This window comes from Burkholderia sp. MBR-1 (assembly GCF_013822785.1).
Lineage (GTDB): Bacteria > Pseudomonadota > Gammaproteobacteria > Burkholderiales > Burkholderiaceae > Burkholderia > Burkholderia vietnamiensis.
On record NZ_CP053609.1, the window covers coordinates 2,955,286 to 2,974,309 of the forward strand.

Genomic DNA, 19,024 nt, shown 5'->3' on the forward strand with positions numbered 1-19,024 from the left:
CGAAACGGGAACGAACAGGGTATTTTTACTGTCTCTGCGCTTGCGCAGCGATCCAAGTCACATGGGAAGCAAGAAGCATGAGTTTGATGACGAAACTAGGTTTCAGGGCACTCGTGGCATCGTGTCTGATTGCGGCCGGCGGCGCCGCTAACGCGCAGGTCAACGTGCTGATCACCGGCGTCGGATCGACCCAGTTCCCCATCGCGACCGCGAATTTCGCGAACGAGGCGGGCCTGCCGCAGCAGGTCACGTCGATCGTGCGCGCCGACCTCGCCCGCAGCGGCAAATTCACCAACATCGACGCCGGCAGCACGCCCGTGCCCGAGACCGCCTCGGTCGATCTCGGCGCCTGGAAGGCCAAGGGCGCGAACGCGTTCGTCGCCGGCAGCGTGAACCGCGAAGCGAACGGTCAGTACAAGGTGAACTTCATCCTGTACGACACCGTCAAGCAGCAGAGCCTCGGCGGCCTGTCGCTGACCGCGAACGACACCACGCTGCGCACCGCCGGCCACAAGATCGCCGACTACATCTACCAGAAACTGCTCGGCGTGCGCGGCGTATTCGCCACGCGCCTGTCGTACGTGATCAAGACGGGCAACCGCTACCAGCTGCAGATCTCGGATTCGGACGGCCAGAACGCGCGCATCGCGCTGTCGAGCACCGAGCCGATCATCTCGCCGGCGTGGTCGCCGAGCGGCACGAAGGTTGCCTACGTGTCGTTCGAGCGCAAGAAGCCGATCGTCTACATCCACGACCTGCCGACCGGCCGCCGCTATATGGTCTCCGACCAGAAGGGCAACAACAGCGCACCGGCGTGGTCGCCGGACGGCAACACGCTGGCCGTCGCGCTGTCGCTGACGGGCAATACGCAGATCTATACGGTCAACGCCAACGGCGGCGGGCTGCGCCGGCTCACGCAGAGCAGCTCGATCGACACCGAGCCGTTCTATTCGCCGGACGGCCACTGGATCTACTTCACGAGCGACCGCGGCGGCGCGCCGCAGATCTACCGGATGCCCGCGCAAGGCGAAAGCGCCGGCGCGGCCCAGCGCGTGACCTTCACGGGCAGCTACAACACGAGCCCGCGCGTGAGCCCGGACGGCAAGCTGCTCGCCTACATCTCCCGCACCGGTGGGGGGTTCAAGCTGTACGTCCAGGATTTGCAGACCGGCGCGGCGAACGCCATCACGAACACCAATCGCGACGAATCGCCGAGCTTCGCGGCTAACGGCCAGTACATTCTCTACGCGACCCAGTCGGGCGGCCGCAACGTGCTGGCAGCAGTGCCCACCGACGGCAGCGCGCCGCCGCAGATTCTGTCCGTCCAGGGCGGCTCCGTTCGTGAGCCGTCGTGGGGACCCTTCATGCAATGACCACACAAGGAGAGTAACCATGATGTCGAATAAAGCTCGTCTGGCTCTGGCCGTGATGATGATCAGCGCGCTCGCAGCGTGCAAATCGGGCGTGAAGCTCGACGACAAGGCGAACAACGCCGGCGCGGTCAGCACGCAGCCGAGCGCCGACAACGTCGCGCAAGTGAACGTCGATCCGCTGAACGATCCGAACAGCCCGCTCGCGAAGCGCAGCATCTACTTCGACTTCGACAGCTATTCGGTGAAGGACGAGTACCAGCCGCTGCTGCAGCAACACGCTCAGTACCTGAAGAGCCACCCGCAGCGTCACGTGCTGATCCAGGGCAACACCGACGAACGCGGCACCAGCGAGTACAACCTCGCGCTGGGCCAGAAGCGTGCGGAAGCCGTCCGCCGCGCGATGGCGCTGCTCGGCGTGAACGACTCGCAGATGGAAGCCGTGAGCCTCGGCAAGGAAAAGCCGCAGGCAACGGGCCACGACGAAGCATCGTGGGCGCAGAACCGTCGCGCCGACCTCGTCTACCAACAGTAAGTAACGGAAGAATTGCCGTATGACGCACCGTGTATCCTGGCTGCGCGTTGCCGCAGCGTTCTGCGTCGTCGGCGCGGCGTGGTCGGCCGCGCCGGCGCACGCCGGCATGTTCGACGACAACGAGGCGCGCCGCGCCGTGCTCGATCTGCGCAGCAAGAGCGACAACCTGGCCAGCCAGTTGTCGGCAGCCCAGCGTACGATCCTCGATCAATCCGGCCGTATCGACCAGCTGAACCAGCAGGTCGCAACGCTACGCGGCGAGAACGAGGACCTGACGAACCGGCTGACGACGCTCGAACGGCAGCAGAAGGAGTACTACCAGGATCTCGACACGCGGCTCAAGAAGTTCGAGCCGCAACAGGCGACGATCGATGGTGTCGAAGGCACCGTTCAGCCCGGTGAAACGGATGCGCTCAGCGCGGCGCAGCAGCAGTTCCGCAACGGCAATTTCAAGGCTGCCGCGGCGTCGTTCCGCAGCTTCATCGCGAAGTATCCGCAAAGCCCGTACCAGCCGACCGCGCAATACTGGCTCGGCAATGCGCAATACGCGCTGCGCGACTACCGCGGGTCGACGGCGACTTGGCAGGCGATCGTGAGCAAGTATCCGCAGCATCCGCGCGCGGCCGATGCGCTCGTCGCGATCGGCACGAACCAGCTCGAACAAGGCCAGAAGGCGGCCGCGAAGAAGACGTTCGAGCAGGTCGTATCGCAGTACGCCGGGTCGAACGCGGCGCAGACGGCGCAGGGCAAGATCGAGAGCATCAAGTAAATCGTCGCGACGGGTCGTTGACAGGTATACGACCCGCCGCTATAATCTTTTGCTCTTTGGGTCGTTAGCTCAGTTGGTAGAGCAGCGGACTTTTAATCCGTTGGTCGCGTGTTCGAGTCACGCACGGCCTACCAAGGATGTAAAAAAGGGGCTTCCGGGAAACCGGAAGCCCCTTTTTCATTGGTGCTCGCCGGTTGAGTCTCCGGGCTGCCGCGGCCGCATCTCCATCGCCCTACCCGTTCTCCGACATCCTCGCCGCGACGACCACGCTCGTTCGCGTCATCCTGCACGCTGCGTGCGCAGCCATCGCCGCAGCGTCGCACCGAGCACCGCACGGAACGCCTGCTCCGAGTGCGAGCCGAGCGCTAACCCGATCGCCGCTTCGCCCGCGCCGCGTCTGCTGCAGGAACGCGCCACGCGCGCATCGTCCGGCTCCCCACGACGAACGGGCCAATACCCTTCCACGGAAATGTCGCGCCGAGATCGACCGGCAACAGATGAAACGCGACCATGCGACATCGCGAGCGGACGGTCGACGCCGGCCCGGGCAAGGCCGCCGCATGCATCCTTCACCTCGACGTGACTTCCGGCCCGACGACAACCATCGACGCCACGCGTCCATGAGACGTTTACGCCAAAAATGTCGCTATCGGCTATCGAAACCCTCATCCGTAACGCCCAGAATAGCCATGCATCGCCCGAGATCGCGGCACCAGCCGCTCAACCCATCCAAAGGACGCATCATGCTGAACTGGAACGAATACCGGAAGGAACTGACGACTCGCATCGGCGACATCGCGAAGCTCTCGCCCGACACGTTGGCCGGCTACAAGGCGCTGTCGGGCGCCGGCGCGAAGACGGGCCATCTCGACGCGAAGACGCGCGAGCTGATCGCCCTCGCGGTGGCCGTCACGACACGCTGCGACGGCTGTATCGCGGTGCACACTGCCGAAGCCGCGAAGCACGGCGCGACCAAGGAGGAAGTGGCCGAGGCGCTCGGCGTCGCGATCGCGCTGAATGCGGGCGCGGCGCTCGTCTACTCGGCACGCGTGATGGACGCACTCGGCGACTGACGCGCGCGCCGCGTAGCCGCCGAATCGTCACCCGACGATCGCGGCGGCCAGTCCAGCGGACCGGCCGCCGCGAACTCCGCTACCATGCGCGACAGTTCATCGCGAAGGAGCGCTCCATGTGCCGCTGGCTCGCCTACACCGGCAATCCGATCCCGCTCGAGACCGTGCTGTTTCGCGCGAAGCATTCGCTGATCGACCAGAGCCTGCATTCGGAACTCGGCGTGACGACGACCAACGGCGACGGCTTCGGGATCGGCTGGTACGGCCATCCCGATGAACTGCCGTTCCGCTACCGCTCCGTGCATCCCGCCTGGAACGACCGCAATCTGCGCGAAGCGGCCCGCGCGATCCACTCGCGCATGTTCGTCGCGCATATCCGCGCGGCGACCGATGGGCCCGTGCAGGAAACCAACTGCCATCCGTTCCGCCACGGCCGCTGGCTGTTCGCGCACAATGGGCTGATCCGCGATTTCCACAAGCTGCGCCGCGACCTGACGATGAAGGTCGACCCCGCGCTGTTCTCGACGCTGGAAGGCTCGACCGACTCCGAATTGATGTTTCGTCTCGCGCTGACCTACGGCCTGGAGCAAGCCCCGCTGCCCGCGCTCGAGCGCATGGTCGGCGTGATCGAGGAAACCGCGGCGCGGTATCGCGTCGCCGAGCCGCTCAACATGACGGTCTGCGCGACCGACGGCGAGCGGATCGTCGCGGCGCGCTATTCGAGCGAACGGCAATCGCGATCGCTGTTCCACAGCACGTCGTTCAGGCATTTGCACGAACTGTATCCGCACAATCCGCGTATCGCGGAAGTGGGCAACGATGCGTTCATGGTCGTATCCGAGCCGCTCGTCGACCTGCGCGGCGCATGGGAAGAAGTGCCCGAAAGCACGGCAATCGTCGCGCATGGGGCCGATGTACAGCAGCGGCCATTCAATCCAAGGCACAAGTGACGCGCTTTTCCCGGAATATCAGTCACTTGCCGAGGGCGCGGCATTGCGCCCGGGGATATTATCCGCGGAGATTCGCGGCGTAAAACCTCGCGCAAAAAAATATGACTCTAAAATCCTCGAGATTGACAGCCGATTAACGAACCATCTTGCAGCCCCATTTTAATCTGGCAATTCTATTTAAAACGGAAATACTCACCACCGCATTATCCGTGCCGAAATGGAAAGTCACGCCATTACGTGTGCGATACGTTGATGCGATGTCAGCCATACCGGGCAAGGCGGCGGCAATAATGCCTGGGTTCGTTTCAATTCGATTACCACCCTTATTTCAAATTGTTACGCAGTCCGTGGAAATTGCCAGTCGCGCACTCTCCGCTGCAATATTTCGTAATAAGATAGGAAATTTACGAGACATCGAAAAGCACGTTACAATCGGCCGACATTGCGATCGACAGATCGACTCAAAACAAAATTGCCCCTCGATTTTCGGCATATCGGCTCTGAAATGAATCATCCTGCCAATCCTTCTCCGCCCGATCCACTGTCAGGCGGCCGCAGCGCATTTTCGGGCGCGAACCCGCGCCCGTTCGTCGTGTGGCTGACGGGCGTGTCAGGCGCCGGCAAGTCCACGCTCGCCAGCTTGCTGAAGCTGCAGCTGGACGCGCTCGGGCACCGAACTTATCTGCTCGACGGCGACACGCTGCGCGAAGGGTTGAACCGGGATCTCGGCTTCAGCGATGCCGACCGGCGCGAGAACATCCGACGCACGGCCGAAGTGGCGCGGCTGATGACGGATGCGGGCTTCATCGTGATCGCCGCGCTGATCTCGCCGTTCGCGGACGCACGCGCCCAAGCGCGTGCGCGCTTCGCGCCCGGCACCTTCGTCGAGGTATTCGTCGACGTGGCGCTGGAGGTTGCCGAGGCACGCGATCCGAAGGGGCTGTACGTGTTGGCGCGACGCGGAACCATCCAGCAATTCACCGGCATCGGCTCGCCGTACGAGCAACCGGAGTCGCCCGAAGTACACGTGAGGACGGCGGAGGCGAGCCCCGACGACTGCATGGCCGAGATCATGCGGCAATTGCCGTTGTAGGCCGCGCTCGCACGGCAAGCATCGACTCACCACCATTGCGGCGAGCACGCGCAACACATCGACTGCGGCTCGCCCCGCAGCCGGGTCGTCCGGTCATCCACGGCAGCGGCTACACGTCGATTCCTTCGTCGAGCGCCGCATTCGCCTCCTGCGCACAAGCGATGCACGCAACGCACAAAAAAGCGGGGCAGCTCCCATCGAGCTGCCCCGCTTTTTACTTCAATCGACAGAAACCGCGCCTGCTCAGCGCCCGCCCGTCTTCTGCGTGCTGCCCGACTGCCGCCCGCGCACGAGCTTCCACAGCGCACCGAGCGCAACCGGCACGACGGCAGCGCCGATCCCCGCCAGCACGATCACGTTCAGGTACTGCCGGATGAACGGAATATTGCCGAAGAAGTAACCGAGCAGCACCAGCAGCAGCACCCACAGGAGCGCCCCGATCACGTTGAACAACTGGAAGCGCGTGAAGCTCATCGCCGATGCACCGGCGACGAACGGCGCGAACGTGCGCACCACCGGGATGAACCGCGCGAGCACGATCGTCTTGCCGCCATGCTTGTCGTAGAACGAATGCGTCTTCTGCAGCGCCGCGCGATCGAGGAAGCGCTCGAGCACCGGGATATGCGTATTGAACACCTTCGGCCCGATCCAGCGGCCGATCAGGTAGTTGACGGTATTGCCGGCCGTCGCCGCGACGAGCAGCAGCGCGATCAACGCGCCGACGTTCATGTCGCCGGTTGCCGCGAACGCACCGCCGATGAACAGCAGCGAATCGCCGGGCAGGAACGGCAGCACGACGAGCCCCGTCTCGCAGAACACGATCAGGAACAACACCAGATACACCCATGCGCCGTACTGCCGGATGAAGTCGCCGAGGAACGCGTCGATGTGCAGGACCAGGTTGACGAAATGAAGCAGCGTATCCAAATGCGATTCCTCGAAGGCGAAGGGCCGGACCGGCCGGAACAAGCGTGAACGCCCGCCGGACAAGGCGGCGCGCGCAACGGAGCCCCATGATACCGAAACTACCTCAAGGCTCCGTGAAAAAACGTAACGGCCGGCGGCTCCGGCACGCCGCCGCCGCGTCGCTATAATTCGGCCATGTCCGAAATCACCCAAACGGTCGCGGGCGACGCGTCCGCCCCTGCCCCGCGCCGCCTGCGCGCGATCCTGCCGCTGCCCGACCAGCTGATCAGCCAGATCGCGGCCGGCGAGGTCGTCGAGCGCCCGGCGTCGGTCGTCAAGGAATTGCTCGAGAACGCGATGGACGCCGGCGCGCGCTCGCTGCGCATCGTGCTCGAGGAAGGCGGCGTCAAGCGCATCTCGATCACCGACGACGGCTGCGGCATTCCGCCCGACGAGCTGCCGCTCGCGCTGATGCGCCACGCGACCAGCAAGATCCGCTCGCTCGAAGAGCTCGAGGCCGTGGCGACGCTCGGTTTTCGCGGCGAAGCGCTGGCGTCGATCGCGTCGGTCGCCGAGCTGGCGATCACCAGCCGCACGGCCGACGTCGCGCATGCGACGAAGATCGACGCGACGACCGGCGCGCTGTCGCCGGCCGCCGGCGCGGTCGGCACGACGATCGAGGTGCGCGAGCTGTACTTCAACACGCCCGCGCGCCGCAAATTCCTGAAAAGCGAGCAGACCGAGTTCGGCCACTGCATCGAAATGATCCGCCGCGCGGCGCTCGCACGCCCGGACGTCGCGATCTCGGTGCTGCACAACGGCAAGGCCGTCGAGCACTGGAACGCGAGCGAACCGGCGCAGCGCGTCGCGAAGATCCTCGGCGACGGCTTCGCGACCGCCCATCTGCCGCTCGACGAACGGGCCGGGCCGCTGGCCGTATACGGCTGCGCCGGCCTGCCGACCGCGAGCCGCGGCCGCGCGGACCAGCAATACTTCTTCGTGAACGGCCGCTTCGTGCGCGACAAGCTGCTCACGCACGCGGTGCGCGCCGCGTATGAGGACGTGCTGCACGGCGACCGCTATCCGTCCTACGTGCTGTTCCTCGACCTGCCGCCGGAAGCCGTCGACGTGAACGTGCATCCGTCGAAGATCGAAGTGCGCTTCCGCGATTCGCGCTCGATCCACCAATACGTGTTCCACGCGGTGCAGCGCGCGCTCGCGCGCCATGCGGGCGCGTCGCCGGACACGACCGCCGGCGGCCACGCCGCGCACCTCGAAGCCACGCCACGCGAGCCCGCCTCGTTCGGCGATACGCCGCTCGGTCAGCGCAGCGCGGCGGGCACGGGCGCGACGGGCTTCTCGCCGGCGGCTTCGTTCGGTGCGTCGTCGAGCTCCTCGTCCGCTTCGTCCGCTTCGTCCGCCTCGTCGCCCGGCAGCACGTGGATGCGTCAGGCGCGCATGACGCAGGGCACGCTGCCGGTCGCACAGCCGCTCGCGCTCTACGACGCGCTGTTCGGCCGCAAGGGCACGGCCGACGGCACGCCGCTCGTCGCACGCGATTCCGCCGATCCAGCCGACCCGTCGCGCACTCCGCTGCCCGGCTTCGCCGCCATGCCGCTCACGGCCGCCGCGCACGACGAGCAGCCGCTCGGCTTCGCACTCGGCCAGATCCACGGGATCTATGTGCTCGCGCAAAACGCGCACGGCCTCGTGATCGTCGACATGCACGCGGCCCACGAACGAATTCTCTACGAGCAGTTCAAGAACGCGCTCGCCGATCGCACAGTCGCCGTGCAGTCGCTGCTGCTGCCGATATCGATGACGGCGACGCCGGTCGAGATCGGCACCGTCGAGGAAGAGCGCGACACGCTCGAATCGCTCGGCTTCGATCTCGCGGTGCTGTCGCCGACGACGCTTGCGATCCGCGCGGTGCCCGCGCTGCTGAAGGATGCCGACCTGCAGTCGCTCGCCCGCGCGGTGCTGGCCGATCTGCATGCGTTCGGCGGCTCGCGCGTGCTCACCGAGCGCCAGCACGAGCTGCTCGGCACGCTCGCGTGTCACCACGCGGTGCGCGCGAACCGGCGCCTGACGCTCGACGAGATGAACGCGCTGCTGCGGCAGATGGAAGCGACCGAGCGCGCCGATCAATGCAATCACGGCCGACCGACGTGGTATCAGCTGACGCTGAACGACCTCGACCGCCTGTTCATGCGCGGCCAATGAGCATTTCGTTGCAGTCCCGTCCGACGACGATCGCATGCCTGCTCGGCCCCACCGCGTCCGGCAAGACGGCCGCCGCGCTCGCGCTGGCCGCGCGCCGGCCGATCGAGATCGTCAGCGTCGATTCGGCGCTCGTCTATCGCGACATGGATATCGGCACCGCGAAACCGACGCGCGACGAACGCGCGCGCGTGCCGCACCATCTGATCGACATCATCGACCCGGCCGATTCGTACTCGGCCGCGAGCTTTCGCGCGGACACGCTGCGGCTGATCGGCGAGATCGCCGCGCGCGGCAACACGCCGCTGCTCGCCGGCGGCACGATGCTGTACTACAAGGCGCTGACGCAGGGGCTCAACGACCTGCCGGGCGCCGACCCGGCGCTGCGCGCGGAACTCGATGCCGACGCCGCACGCGACGGCTGGCCCGCGCTTCATGCGCGGCTCGCGCGGATCGATCCGGCGACCGCCGCGCGGCTCGCGCCGAACGATGCGCAGCGCATCCAGCGCGCGCTCGAGGTGTGCATGCTGAGCGGGCAACCGATGTCCACGCTGCTCGCCGCGCCGCGCGCCGCGGACGATGCGGCCGCCGCCTACCGCTTCGTGCCGGTCGCGCTCGAGCCGTCGGACCGCGCGGTGCTGCATGCGCGCATCGCGCAGCGCTTCGACGCGATGCTCGAGGCGGGCTTCATCGACGAAGTCGAACGACTGCGCCGCCGCGAGGATCTTCATCTGGGGCTGCCGTCGATGCGCTGCGTCGGCTACCGGCAGGCGTGGGAGTACCTCGACGGCGCCATCGACTACCGGACGATGCGCGACAAGGGCATCTTCGCGACGCGCCAGCTGTGCAAACGGCAGATCACGTGGCTGCGCGCGATGCCCGAACGGATCGTGGTCGACTGCATCGCACGCGATTCGACCGCGCAGGCGCTCGATGCGCTCGAGCGCGTGCTCGACGGCCTCGCCGCGCGCTGACGCGCCCGCGTCGCGAGCCGCCGCACTTACTGCGCGAGCGTCACGAGATTGGCGTCGCGCACCAGCTGCCAGCGGCCGTCGCGCTTGCGGAAGATCGTCAGCGTGTGGCCCGAGCGCCGCACGGTGTCGCCGCCCGGCGGCGTCGCGTCGATCTCGATGAAATTGCGCAGATACGCCCAGTCGCCCATCACGCGCAGCTCGTCGATCCGGTAACGGCCGTCGACGGCCGCCGCGTGCGCGCCGCGCGATGCGGCTGCGAACGCCGCCTTGTCGAACGGCGGCTGGCCGGCGACCATGAAGATCGCATCGTCGGCGATCAGGTCGAGCACGGTCGCCAGATCGCCGCGGCGGCTCGACACGAACCAGGTTTCCACCAGCGTGCGAATCGCGTGTTCGTCTTCGGTCATCGTCGTCCCTCCTTCAATGCCGCATCGGCACGCCCGCGCCGAGCGCGAAAAAAAACCGCCCGGATCGTCTCCGGGCGGCTTTCGTCACTGCATGCTGCGGCGGCGCGTCAGACCACGACCGTCTGCGCCTCGCCTTCGCGGCTCGCACGCACGGTGCCGATCTTCCACACCTGCTCGCCGGCGGCCGTCAGGTCGGCGATCGCCGCGTCCGCATCGGCTGCCGCGACGATCACGGCCATCCCGATCCCGCAGTTGAACACGCGGTGCATTTCGGCGTCCGCAACGCCGCCGTGCTCCTGCAGCCACTTGAACAGCGGCGGCAGCGGCCAGGCGTTCTGGTCGAGCTCGGCGGTGAGGCCTTCGCGCAGCACGCGCGGAATGTTCTCGACGAGACCGCCGCCGGTGATGTGCGCCATGCCCTTCACCGTCAGCTTCTGCATCAGCGCGAGCAACGGCTTCACGTAGATGCGGGTGGGCGCCATCAGCGTGTCCGCCAGCGAGCGGCCGTGGAAATCGGCCGACAGGTCGGGGTTCGCGCGCTCGATGATCTTGCGCACCAGCGAGAAGCCGTTCGAATGGATGCCGCTCGATGCGAGGCCGAGCACCACGTCGCCCGCGCCGATCGTGCTGCCGTCGATGATCTTGCTCTTCTCGACCGCGCCGACCGCAAAACCGGCCAGGTCGTATTCGCCGTCCGGGTACATGCCCGGCATCTCGGCCGTTTCGCCGCCGATCAGCGCGCAGCCCGACAGCTCGCAGCCATGGGCGATGCCCTTGACGACGGTCGCGGCCGTGTCGACGTCGAGCTTGCCGCAGGCGAAGTAGTCGAGGAAGAACAGCGGCTCGGCGCCTTGCACGAGGATGTCGTTCACGCTCATCGCGACCAGATCCTGGCCGACGGTGTCGTGTTTGTTCAGATGAAATGCGAGCTTCAGCTTGGTGCCCACGCCGTCGGTGCCCGACACGAGCACGGGCTCCCGGTACTTCTTCGGCACTTCGAACAGCGCGCCGAAGCCGCCGATGCCGCCGAGCACGCCGTCGCGCAGCGTTTTCTTCGCAAAAGGCTTGATCTTGTCGATGAGCGCGTCGCCCGCGTCGATGTCGACGCCTGCGTCGCGGTAGGACAGACCCTGAGCGTCGGGAGCGGATTTCGGAGGATTCATGGGGGAATGCGAGAAGGTCGGTAAAATGCGATTTTACCCGAAGCCGGCCCGTTGGCCGGAATTCCCAGCACCGATTCGTCAGGGATTGCATCTTGGTCGACACGTCCCCGTTTTTCCCGCTCCGCGAGCCGTGCGCCACGCTGCGCACGCGGATGCGCGCGGCCACGCGGGCGGCCGGTGTCGGCGCGATCCCCGGTGCGTGCCTCGCGTACGGCACGCGTTTCGTCAACCGCCTCGCATTGTGACCGTCGTGACCCGTCAACTGACGCTCGATCTCGGCACGCCGCCGCCCGCCACGTTCGACAACTTCATCATGAACGAGGAGAACGACGAGCTCGTGTCGCGGCTCCAGAAGCTCGACCTCGCGCTCGCGGCGGGCCCCGTGCCGGACCGGTCGTTCTACATCTGGGGCGAGCCGGGCAGCGGCCGCACCCACCTGCTGCAGGCGCTCGTGAGCGACGCGTCGTACGGCTATGCGCGCTACCTGACGCCGCAGAGCCCGCTCGGCGCGTTCACGTTCGACCCGCGCATCGGCATCTACGCGATCGACGACTGCGACAAGATGAGCGACGCGCAGCAGGTCGCGCTGTTCAACCTGTTCAACGAAGTCCGTGCGCATCCGTCGAGCGCGTTCGTGGCCGCGGGCCCCGCGGCGCCGCTCGCGCTCGACGTGCGCGAAGACCTGCGCACGCGGCTCGGCTGGGGGCTGGTGTTCCACCTGTCGCCGCCGTCCGACGCCGGCAAGATCGCCGTGCTGAAGCTCGCGGCGAAGGAGCGCGGCATCGCGCTCACCGATGACATCGCCGCGTACCTGCTGACCCATTTCCGCCGTGACATGCCGAGCCTGATGGCGCTGCTCGACGCGCTCGACCGCTTCTCGCTCGAGCAGAAGCGCGCGGTCACGCTGCCGCTGCTGCGCCGGATGCTGGCGCGCCCGGGCGACGACATCGCGCCGCCCGGCACAGGCCCGAACCGCTTCGAGTAAAATGCCCTTCCATGACTAATCTGGCACTCTTTGACCTCGATCACACGCTGATCCCGACCGATAGCGACCACGAATGGGGTCGCTTCATGGTGAAGCTCGGCATCGTCGACGCGGAAAGCTTCTCGCGTCAGAACGATCAGTTCTTCGCCGACTACAAGGCCGGCAAGCTCGACATCCACGCGTACCTGTGCGCGATGCTCACGCCGCTCGCGAAGTATTCGCGCGCGCAGCTGGCCGAATGGCACGAGCAGTACATGCACGAGGTGATCCGCCCCGCGATGACGCCCGCCGCGCTCGAGCTGGTGCGCAAGCACCTCGACGCCGGCGATCTGTGCTGCGTCGTGACGGCGACCAACGAATTCATCACGCGCCCGATCGCGACCGCATTCGGCGTCGAGACGCTGATCGCGTGCGAAGTCGAAACGACCGACGGGCATCCCGACTCGCCGTACACGGGCCGGCCGACCGGCACGCCGAGCTATCGCGAAGGCAAGATCGTGCGCACCGAAGCATGGCTCGCGTCGCTCGGCAAGCACTGGGACGACTTCGAGCACAGCTACTTCTACAGCGACTCGCACAACGACATCCCGTTGCTCGAGAAAGTCACCGACCCGATCGCGACCAACCCCGACGACACGCTGCGCGCGCATGCAAGCAACCGCGGCTGGCGCATCCTGGACCTCTTCTGAACGTCGTGATCAAAAAATTCATTCGCAAGCTGCTCGGCCAGGACGGCGCCGAGCAAGCGGCCCCGGCCGCAGCAGCCTCAGCTTCGGCCTCGGCCGAACCGCCCGCCACCTCGCCGCGCGCCGCCAAGGGCAGCCGCGGCACCGCCGCGGCGAAGAAGCCGCGCAGCAACCACGAACCGACCGTCGTGCCGGCCAGCGTGCACCGGATCGATCCGTCGCTGATCTCGAAGAACGCGGTGCGCGTGACCGACACGCTGCAGCAGGCGGGCTTCCGTGCGTTCATCGTCGGCGGCGCGGTGCGCGACCTGCTGTTCGGGATCGCGCCGAAGGACTTCGACGTCGCGACCGACGCGACGCCGACCGAGGTGCAGCGCCTGTTCCGCCGCGCCCGCCTGATCGGCCGCCGCTTCCAGATCGTGCACGTGCAGTTCGGTCAGGAGCTGATCGAGGTGTCGACGTTCCGCGCGCTGGTCGATGCGCCGCCCGAGGCCGCGCCGGCCGAGCCGCCGAAGCGCCTGAAGCGCGACGAGCTCGATCGCCGTACGCATGCGGTCGACGCGAGCGGCCGCGTGCTGCGCGACAACGTCTGGGGCGAGCAGCACGAAGACGCGGCGCGCCGCGACTTCACGATCAACGCGATGTACTACGACCCGTCGACGCAGACGGTGCTCGATTACCACGACGGGATGGCCGACATGCGCGCCCGTCTGCTGCGGATGATCGGCGATCCGGCCACCCGCTATCGCGAGGATCCGGTGCGGATGCTGCGCGTGGTGCGCTTCGCGGCGAAGCTCGGCTTCGAGATCGAGCCGCACACGCGCGAGCCGATCAAGCCGCTGGCCGACCTGATCAACAACGTGCCGGCCGCGCGCCTGTTCGACGAGATGCTGAAGCTGCTGCTGTCGGGCCACGCGCTCGCGTGCCTGAAGCAGCTGCGCGAGCAGGGGCTGCACCACGGGCTGCTGCCGCTGCTCGACGTCGTGCTCGAACAGCCGCAGGGCGAGAAGTTCATCACGCTCGCGCTGAACAACACCGACGCGCGCGTGCGCGCCGGCAAGCCGGTGTCGCCCGGCTTCCTGTTCGCGACGCTGCTGTGGCACGACATGCGCCAGCGCTTCGAGCAATACTCGGCCGACGGCGAATTCCCGGTGCCGGCCCTGCATCGCGCGATGGACGACGTGCTCGACATGCAGACCGAGAAGCTCGCGATCCACAAGCGCTACTCGGCCGACATGCGCGAGATCTGGGGGCTGCAGCTGCGCCTCGAGAAGCGCTCGGGCCGCAGTGCGATGCGGCTGCTGGAACACCAAAGATTTAGAGCGGGGTATGATTTCCTCCTGTTACGCTGCGAATCCGGCGAGCTCGATGCAGAGGTCGGCCAGTGGTGGACGGATTTCATCGAAGGCGATGCAGCCGCGCGTGAGGCCCTCCTCACGCAGGGCGGTCCGAAGGAAAAATCGCCGCGCAAGCGGCGCCGCCGCGGCGGCGCGCGAAACCGCCAGCCGGGCGAAGGTGCAGCCGAGCAGTCGCGGGACACCGAGGGCGGTTCGGGCGACTGACGCTCGCTGGCGAACGACGTAGGAAGTGATGCCATGACGGTTGCATATATCGGACTGGGGGCGAATCTCGGCGATGCGCGCCAGACTCTGAAGGACGCGGTGGTGTGCCTGGCACAGCAGCGCGCCATCTCGGTCCTCGGCAAATCGAGCCTGTATCGCACGGCGCCGTTCGAAGCGAGCGGCGACGATTACTACAACTGCGTCGTCAAGCTCGACACGACGCTGTCGGCCCGCGAGCTGCTCGCGCTCTGCCAGAAGATCGAACATCACTTCGGGCGCGAGCGCCCGTATCGCAACGCACCGCGCACGCTCGACCTCGACATCCTGCTGTTCGGCACCGATGCGATCGACGAGCCCGACCTGATCGTCCCGCATCCCCGCCTCACCGACCGCGCCTTCGCGCTCGTGCCGCTCATCGAAATCGACCCGGCGCTCGACATCCCGCTGCGCGGCCGCGCCGACGCATTTCTCGCGGCCGTCGCCGATCAGCGCGTCGAGAAGGTGCAGACCTGCCAATGCCTGATGCAGAAGGCCCTCGCCGCCGGCGCAGACGCCGACAAGAACCGCTGCCGATGAACAATGCTCCGCTGACCGTCACCGCGCCCGATCTGCGCGCCCCGCACCGCTACCTGGTGATCGAAGGCCCGATCGGCGTCGGCAAGACGACGCTGGCGCGCCTGCTCGCCGAACGCTGGTCGATGCAGGCGCTGCTCGAGCGCCCGCAGGACAACCCGTTTCTCGAACGCTTCTACCGCGACACCGCGCGCTACGCGCTGCCCGCGCAGCTCGCGTTCGCGCTGCAGCGCGCGCAGCAGGCGCGCGAGCTGCTCGGCGCGCTCGACACCGGCCGGCCGGTGGTCGCCGATTTCATGCCGCAGAAGAACGACATCTTCGCGCGGCTGAACCTGCCGGAAGACGAATGGCAGCTGTACCGCGCGATCGCCGCGCACGTCGACGTACCGCAGGCGCCCGCGCCCGATCTGGTCGTCTATCTGCAGGCGAGCCCCGAGGTGCTGTTCTCGCGCATCCAGAAGCGCGGCCTGCCGATGGAGCTGCAGATCAGCGACGCGTACCTGCGCGCGCTGGTCGACGCCTACAACGAATTCTTCTATCACTACGACCGCACGCCGGTACTGACGGTCGCGGCCGAACATCTGAACCCGCTGGATTCCCCCGAAGACCTCGCGCTGCTGATCGAGCGCATCGACACGATGCGCGGCCGCAAGGAATTCTTCGTCAAGGGCGAGACGACGCGCTGACGCGCGCACCGCCCGCCGTTCCTCCCCCATTCGAACCGGATTTCCCCATGACCTATCTCCAGGAATCGAGCCGGCCTGCGATCACTGTGCCGAAGCTGCAGGCAATGCGCGAAGCCGGCGAGAAGATCGCGATGCTGACCTGCTACGACGCGAGCTTCGCCGCGCTGCTCGATCGCGCCGGCACCGACGTGCTGCTGATCGGCGACTCGCTCGGCAACGTGCTGCAAGGCCACACGACCACGCTGCCCGTGTCGCTCGACGACATCGCGTACCACACCGCGTGCGTCGCGCGCGTGCAGCCGCGCGCGCTGGTCGTCGCCGATCTGCCGTTCGGCACCTACGGCACGCCCGCGGAAGCGTTCGCCCATTCGGTCGCGCTGATGCGCGCGGGCGCGCAGATGGTCAAGCTCGAAGGCGGCGAATGGCTCGCCGACACGATCCGCTTTCTCGTCGAACGCTCGGTGCCGGTGTGCGCGCATCTCGGCCTCACGCCGCAGTCGGTGCATGCGTTCGGCGGCTTCAAGGTTCAGGGCCGCACCGAAGCCGGCGCCGCGCAGTTGCTGCGCGACGCGCGCGCGATCGAGGACGCCGGCGCGCAGCTCGTCGTGCTCGAAGCGGTGCCGACGCTCGTGGCCGCCGAAGTCACGCACATGCTGAAGATCCCGACGATCGGGATCGGCGCGGGGCTCGATTGCTCGGGCCAGGTGCTGGTGCTGCACGACATGCTGGGCATCTTCCCCGGCAAGCGGCCGCGCTTCGTGAAAGATTTCATGCAAGGCCAGCCGAGCATCCAGGCCGCCGTCGAAGCGTACGTCAGCGCGGTGAAGGAGTGCACGTTCCCCGGCCCCGAGCATTCGTTCTGATCCGCGGGCCGGCCGCTCGCTCGCCGGGCGCGCGGCCCGGACAAAAAAGCGCGGCGTCCTGTACGGGACGCCGCGCTTTTTTATCTATGCGGCACGCCGCGCGGGCCATCAGTGCATCATTTCAACACGGCGTCGAGCGCGCCGCGCAGCGCGTTGGTCAGCAGCAGCGCATCCGCGCGCGCGAGGTCGTCGCGCGTGACGATCCGCTCCAGCGCGTCGAACGCCGGATCGTCGAGCAGCACGCCGCGCATCACGCCCGGCAGCACGCCGCTCGCCAGCGGCGGCGTGACCCAGCGCCCGTCGAGCTTCACGAACAAGTTCGAGCGGCCGCCTTCGGTCACCTCGCCGCGCTCGTTGACGAACAGCATGTCGAAGCCGCCGAGCGCCTCGGCCGCCTGCCATGCGCGGTCGTATTCGGCACGGTGGGTCGTCTTGTGCAGCAGCAGCGCGTCGTCGCTGCGCGTCGGCGCGAAGCCGTGCGCAGACGCAAGCATCACACCGACCGGCCCCGCCGGCAGCGGCTGCAGCGCCGCGACGGTGATCTCGAGCGTGCCGTCCTTCGCGAGCGCGAGCTTCATCCGGTACGGGCCGTCGCCGTCGAGCGCCGCGCAGCGCGCGTCGATCGCGCGGCGCAACGCGGCGGCGTCGAAGCGAAAGCCGAACGCGTCGGCGCTGCGTTGCAGCCGGGCGAGATGGCGCTCGACGTGGCGGATGCCGGTCGCGCGCGTCGCGGCGGTGGTTTCGAACAAGCGGAAGCCGGGATCGGCGTCGGTTAGGAAACGCGCTTTCAATTCGCACTCCGCGTATTCGTCGGCGGCCACGCTGTCGAGGACGATGCCCGCGCCGACGCCCATCGTGCCGCGCCAACGGCCGGTAGAGGCGGCGGCGCGCTCTCCGTGCGGCGCGGCGGCGGCTGTGGCAGGGGAACCCAACGGGGGGATCGCGGTGGGTGCTTCGGGTGCTTCGGGTGCTTCGGGTGCTTCGGGTGCTTCGGGTGCTTCGGGTGCTTCGGGTGCTTCGGGTGCTTCGGGTGCTTCGGGTGCTTCGGGTGCTTGAGGTGCTTGAGGTGCTTGGGATGCTCTGTGTGCTTCAGGTGCTTCCAACGCCGCGACTGCTTCAGCCGCCTCGATCATCAGCGTCCGGATCGCGACCGACAGGCAGAAGTCGCCGCAACCGGCCGCGCCGCTCGACGCCCCGTGCGGCGCATCGAGCCAGCCGATCGCACCCGTGTAGAGCCCGCGCGGCGTCGCCTCGATCGCATCGATCAGCTCCATCGTCTTGTGCTTCGGCGCGCCGGTGATCGACCCGCACGGAAACAGCGCGCGCAGCATCTGCGCGAACGTGGTGCCATCGCGCCAGCCGGCCTCGACGGTCGACGTCATCTGCCACACCGACGCATACGGCTCGACCGAGAACAGCGCCGGCACCTTCACCGAGCCCGTGCGGGCGATGCGCGACACGTCGTTGCGCAGCAGGTCGACGATCATCACGTTTTCGGCGCGGTTCTTCGGATCGTTCGCGAGGAACGCGGCCGCCGCGGCATCTTCGTGCGGATCGGCCGAGCGCGGTGCGGTGCCCTTCATCGGCCGCGCGCGCAGCACGTCGCCGTGCTTCTCGACGAACAGCTCCGGCGAACACGATACGACCCACCCGCCGTCGGGCAGCGCGATCAGCGCGCCGTAACGCACCGGCTGACGCGCGCGCAGCCGCCGGTACAGCGCGAGCGGCGTGCCGAACATGTCGAAATTCAGCCGATACGTGTAGTTGATCTGGTACGAATCGCCCGCGCGCAGCGCGTCGTGCACGGCCGCTATCGCCGCGTCGAATGCGTCGCGCGACACGCTCTTGGCGACATGCGCGACGCCCGCGATCGACGGCGGGCCGCCGCCGTCCTGCTGCGCGAGCCATGCGTCGGCTTCGTCGCGCGACAGGCGCTCGCAGCGCGCATACAGCAAAAAGCGCAGCGGGGCGTCGCCCGGCTGCGCTCGTTGCAGATTGCGCCCGAATTCGTAATCGCCGACGACGACCGCGTGCAGCCCGTCGCGCAGATCCTGCGCGAGCGCCGCGTCGACCTCGTCGAGCCGTGCCGGATCCGTGCAGACGCGTTCGTGCACGAAACCGGAATACAAACGACTCGACCGCTCGGACGCGGTCGAGTCGCAATCGTCCAAGAGCGCGAACGACGCGCTCTCGCAGCCTTCAGTCATGC

At 67.3% G+C, this 19,024-nt stretch carries 20 protein-coding genes and 1 tRNA gene; 17 read left to right on the plus strand and 4 right to left on the minus strand.

The genetic code is table 11. The features are described 5' to 3' along the window. Positions 1 to 77 precede the first annotated feature (77 nt). From tolB to cysC, 8 genes are all read left to right on the plus strand, one after another. Positions 78 to 1,373, plus strand: coding sequence for a Tol-Pal system beta propeller repeat protein TolB (tolB, locus tag MBR110_RS13675; RefSeq protein ID WP_011883392.1), 1,296 nt, complete (start codon positions 78 to 80; stop codon positions 1,371 to 1,373). Between the two features lie 19 nt (positions 1,374 to 1,392). Next, complete coding sequence (gene pal, locus MBR110_RS13680) at positions 1,393 to 1,905, plus strand: peptidoglycan-associated lipoprotein Pal (RefSeq protein ID WP_011883386.1); 513 nt, start codon at positions 1,393 to 1,395, stop codon at positions 1,903 to 1,905. Positions 1,906 to 1,924: 19 nt separating this feature from the next. After that, positions 1,925 to 2,674, plus strand: a complete 750-nt coding sequence (gene ybgF, locus MBR110_RS13685) for a tol-pal system protein YbgF (RefSeq protein ID WP_011883385.1) — start codon at positions 1,925 to 1,927, stop codon at positions 2,672 to 2,674. Between the two features lie 58 nt (positions 2,675 to 2,732). After that, positions 2,733 to 2,808 (plus strand) — tRNA-Lys (locus tag MBR110_RS13690). A gap of 609 nt (positions 2,809 to 3,417) precedes the next feature. Then, positions 3,418 to 3,747 carry a carboxymuconolactone decarboxylase family protein gene (locus MBR110_RS13695; RefSeq protein WP_011883382.1) on the plus strand — a complete coding sequence of 110 codons (330 nt, stop codon included), beginning with the start codon at positions 3,418 to 3,420 and terminating at the stop codon, positions 3,745 to 3,747. A gap of 116 nt (positions 3,748 to 3,863) precedes the next feature. Then, positions 3,864 to 4,697 (plus strand): class II glutamine amidotransferase, encoded by an 834-nt coding sequence (locus tag MBR110_RS13700; RefSeq protein ID WP_014722496.1) that lies wholly within the window; start codon positions 3,864 to 3,866, stop codon positions 4,695 to 4,697. 146 nt (positions 4,698 to 4,843) lie between these two features. Further along, complete coding sequence (locus tag MBR110_RS13705) at positions 4,844 to 5,206, plus strand: hypothetical protein (protein WP_148278543.1); 363 nt, start codon at positions 4,844 to 4,846, stop codon at positions 5,204 to 5,206. Beyond that, the gene (gene cysC, locus MBR110_RS13710; RefSeq protein ID WP_014722495.1) at positions 5,203 to 5,790 is read left to right on the plus strand and encodes an adenylyl-sulfate kinase; all 588 of its coding nucleotides are present in this window, start codon (positions 5,203 to 5,205) and stop codon (positions 5,788 to 5,790) included. The genes MBR110_RS13705 and cysC overlap by 4 nt, the downstream gene beginning before the upstream one ends. A gap of 243 nt (positions 5,791 to 6,033) precedes the next feature. Here cysC and MBR110_RS13715 read toward each other — a convergent pair whose 3' ends face one another. Then, positions 6,034 to 6,717, minus strand: a complete 684-nt coding sequence (locus tag MBR110_RS13715) for a DedA family protein (protein WP_014722494.1) — start codon at positions 6,715 to 6,717, stop codon at positions 6,034 to 6,036. A gap of 174 nt (positions 6,718 to 6,891) precedes the next feature. Between MBR110_RS13715 and mutL the strand changes: the two genes are divergently transcribed. Together mutL and miaA are read left to right on the plus strand one after the other, a co-directional pair. Then, complete coding sequence (gene mutL, locus MBR110_RS13720) at positions 6,892 to 8,919, plus strand: DNA mismatch repair endonuclease MutL (protein WP_059736025.1); 2,028 nt, start codon at positions 6,892 to 6,894, stop codon at positions 8,917 to 8,919. Continuing rightward, positions 8,916 to 9,890, plus strand: a complete 975-nt coding sequence (gene miaA / locus MBR110_RS13725) for a tRNA (adenosine(37)-N6)-dimethylallyltransferase MiaA (protein WP_059736023.1) — start codon at positions 8,916 to 8,918, stop codon at positions 9,888 to 9,890. Before mutL ends, miaA begins: the two co-directional genes overlap by 4 nt. A 26-nt stretch (positions 9,891 to 9,916) precedes the next feature. On the opposite strand, the gene MBR110_RS13730 is transcribed toward miaA, so the two are convergent. Further along, positions 9,917 to 10,297: a YybH family protein gene (locus MBR110_RS13730; protein ID WP_011883373.1), complete on the minus strand. Its 381-nt coding sequence runs from the start codon at positions 10,295 to 10,297 to the stop codon at positions 9,917 to 9,919. Between the two features lie 107 nt (positions 10,298 to 10,404). Beyond that, positions 10,405 to 11,460 (minus strand): phosphoribosylformylglycinamidine cyclo-ligase, encoded by a 1,056-nt coding sequence (purM, locus tag MBR110_RS13735; RefSeq protein WP_011883372.1) that lies wholly within the window; start codon positions 11,458 to 11,460, stop codon positions 10,405 to 10,407. A gap of 92 nt (positions 11,461 to 11,552) precedes the next feature. On the opposite strand from purM, the gene MBR110_RS13740 reads away from it, so the two are divergent. From MBR110_RS13740 to panB, 7 genes are read left to right on the plus strand one after another with little or no spacing between them, the layout of a single operon-like run. After that, positions 11,553 to 11,705: a hypothetical protein gene (locus tag MBR110_RS13740; protein WP_181709266.1), complete on the plus strand. Its 153-nt coding sequence runs from the start codon at positions 11,553 to 11,555 to the stop codon at positions 11,703 to 11,705. A 5-nt stretch (positions 11,706 to 11,710) separates the two neighbouring features. Then, positions 11,711 to 12,445: a DnaA regulatory inactivator Hda gene (gene hda / locus MBR110_RS13745; RefSeq protein ID WP_059624085.1), complete on the plus strand. Its 735-nt coding sequence runs from the start codon at positions 11,711 to 11,713 to the stop codon at positions 12,443 to 12,445. A gap of 11 nt (positions 12,446 to 12,456) precedes the next feature. After that, positions 12,457 to 13,134: an HAD family hydrolase gene (locus MBR110_RS13750; protein WP_011883370.1), complete on the plus strand. Its 678-nt coding sequence runs from the start codon at positions 12,457 to 12,459 to the stop codon at positions 13,132 to 13,134. A gap of 5 nt (positions 13,135 to 13,139) precedes the next feature. Next, a complete protein-coding gene (gene pcnB, locus MBR110_RS13755; protein WP_011883369.1) occupies positions 13,140 to 14,693 on the plus strand; it encodes a polynucleotide adenylyltransferase PcnB in 1,554 nt (517 codons plus the stop codon). Between the two features lie 33 nt (positions 14,694 to 14,726). Beyond that, positions 14,727 to 15,269 carry a 2-amino-4-hydroxy-6-hydroxymethyldihydropteridine diphosphokinase gene (gene folK, locus MBR110_RS13760; protein WP_034194455.1) on the plus strand — a complete coding sequence of 181 codons (543 nt, stop codon included), beginning with the start codon at positions 14,727 to 14,729 and terminating at the stop codon, positions 15,267 to 15,269. Continuing rightward, on the plus strand, positions 15,266 to 15,952 hold the full coding sequence (locus tag MBR110_RS13765; RefSeq protein WP_014722489.1) for a deoxynucleoside kinase: 687 nt from the start codon (positions 15,266 to 15,268) through the stop codon (positions 15,950 to 15,952). The genes folK and MBR110_RS13765 overlap by 4 nt, the downstream gene beginning before the upstream one ends. Positions 15,953 to 15,999: 47 nt before the next feature. Further along, positions 16,000 to 16,815, plus strand: coding sequence for a 3-methyl-2-oxobutanoate hydroxymethyltransferase (gene panB, locus MBR110_RS13770; protein WP_011883363.1), 816 nt, complete (start codon positions 16,000 to 16,002; stop codon positions 16,813 to 16,815). A gap of 116 nt (positions 16,816 to 16,931) precedes the next feature. On the opposite strand, the gene MBR110_RS13775 is transcribed toward panB, so the two are convergent. After that, positions 16,932 to 19,022, minus strand: a complete 2,091-nt coding sequence (locus MBR110_RS13775) for a chorismate-binding protein (protein WP_181709096.1) — start codon at positions 19,020 to 19,022, stop codon at positions 16,932 to 16,934. Positions 19,023 to 19,024: the final 2 nt, after the last annotated feature.